The sequence below is a fragment of the Fervidicella metallireducens AeB genome, assembly GCF_000601455.1.
Classification (GTDB): Bacteria; Bacillota; Clostridia; order Clostridiales; family Caloramatoraceae; genus Fervidicella; species Fervidicella metallireducens.
The window spans coordinates 1-1623 of record NZ_AZQP01000118.1 but is presented as its reverse complement, the minus strand read 5'-3'; the positions used below and the strand labels follow the sequence as shown (position 1 = coordinate 1623).

The 1623-nt window shown below is 30.0% G+C and carries 2 protein-coding genes; both read left to right on the top strand.

The features are described from left to right. The first annotated feature begins 344 nt into the window (after positions 1–344). Positions 345–695 carry a hypothetical protein gene (locus Q428_RS13950; RefSeq protein ID WP_035381998.1) on the top strand — a complete coding sequence of 117 codons (351 nt, stop codon included), beginning with the start codon at positions 345–347 and terminating at the stop codon, positions 693–695. A 108-nt stretch (positions 696–803) separates the two neighbouring features. Next, positions 804–1623 (top strand): transposase (locus Q428_RS13945; RefSeq protein WP_035381996.1); only part of this gene is annotated, 820 nt, incomplete at its 3' end.

Below are 1623 nucleotides of genomic sequence, written 5' to 3'. Positions count from 1 at the left end.
AACAGGATAAGTGAAAAAATATCCCAAATCGGAATACAAACGATTGTTACAAACTACATTTATAATGAGCAGAATCGACTAATACAGAGTATTAAAGTAAAGAAAACAACAGAAACCAACCCTTGTGAAAAATTCTGCCAGAATGCATGTGAATCGGCATATAAGTCAGAATGGTAAATGTTAAATAAAAATTTATTAGATGTGTTAATAAAAAAAGATAACTCAACTATGAATATTATTAAGCTTGTATGTTAATACCATAAATATTATAATAAACTTAGATTATTAAATGAATGCATATAAAATATAACTATTTAAGATAAAAGCAATTTAGAGGTGATATTTTGGATAATGAAATTAAAGATATGCTTATTAAGTTATTAGAAGGTCAAACAAGGCTTGAAACGGAAATAAATGGGGTAAAAAACGATATAAAAAAGAATTCCATTAGAATTGAAGCTATAGAAAAAAAGATAGACATAATAACAGAAGTACAAGCTTCACATAAAGATCAAAATGAAGAAGCATTTAAAAATACAGATTTAGTAATAGAAGAAAAAGCAAGTTTGATAGAAATATCAGTGAAAAGTGTCTCGAAAGATGTGAAGGAAATAAAAGAAAGTATAGAAGTATTAAAAGATATGACAGGAAGACATGAAGTAGATATTAACATATTAAAACGTAGGCCAGTATAATTGAACAACAACATGGGACATATAAGTGTTGTTCAGAACCAATGAATAACATCTCACTTCAAAGGAAATACTAAATACAAGGTAAACTTTGAAGGGAGATGTTTTCTTATGCCAAGGATTGCAAGGCAAAAGAAGGAAGACGCCATTTTTCATGTAATGGCAAGGAGTATCAGTGAAGTTGATTTATTTAAAGATGATACGGATAAGCTTAATTATTTAGCTTTAGTCAAAAAATATCAAAAAACCTATGAATTCAGAGTATATGGCTACTGCCTTATGGATAATCATTTACATCTGATAATAGACGCCAACGGAGCAGATATATCAAGGATTATGCACAGCATAAACTTCTCCTATGCACAATATTTCAATCACAGACATAAAAGACATGGACATCTATTTCAAGACAGATTTAAAAGCAAAATGGTAAAAAGTGAAATATACCTTTATGCCTTATCGGCATATGTTCACAACAACCCATGTGAAATAAAGGGTTATGAAAACTGCCCAGAGAAATATGAATTTTCAAGTCTTTCAATATATCTAGGACTTAGACACGACCCCTATGAACTAGTTGATGATGGTTTTATTATGGGCATGTTCAGTAAAAATCCTAAAAAGGCAAGAGAAAGCTATATGAAATTAGTATATAAATGCTCTGATAAGGTTTTTAAAAAAGAAGTAGAATTTTTAAATGAAGGAACAGAATACAGAAGCGAAAGAAAGATTTTAATAAGAAACATTAAAACCAAAGAAATACTTGAATTTATCGCATCAAAACTTGGAATTGAAAAAATAAAGCTCCATACAAAACACTGTAGAGAAATAGTTGAAGCAAAGGCACTGGCTGTACTTTTAATGAGAAGCCTTTGCAACTTAAAATGCGGTGAAATCTGTCGCGTCCTTGGAAACATAACCCAAAGCAGGG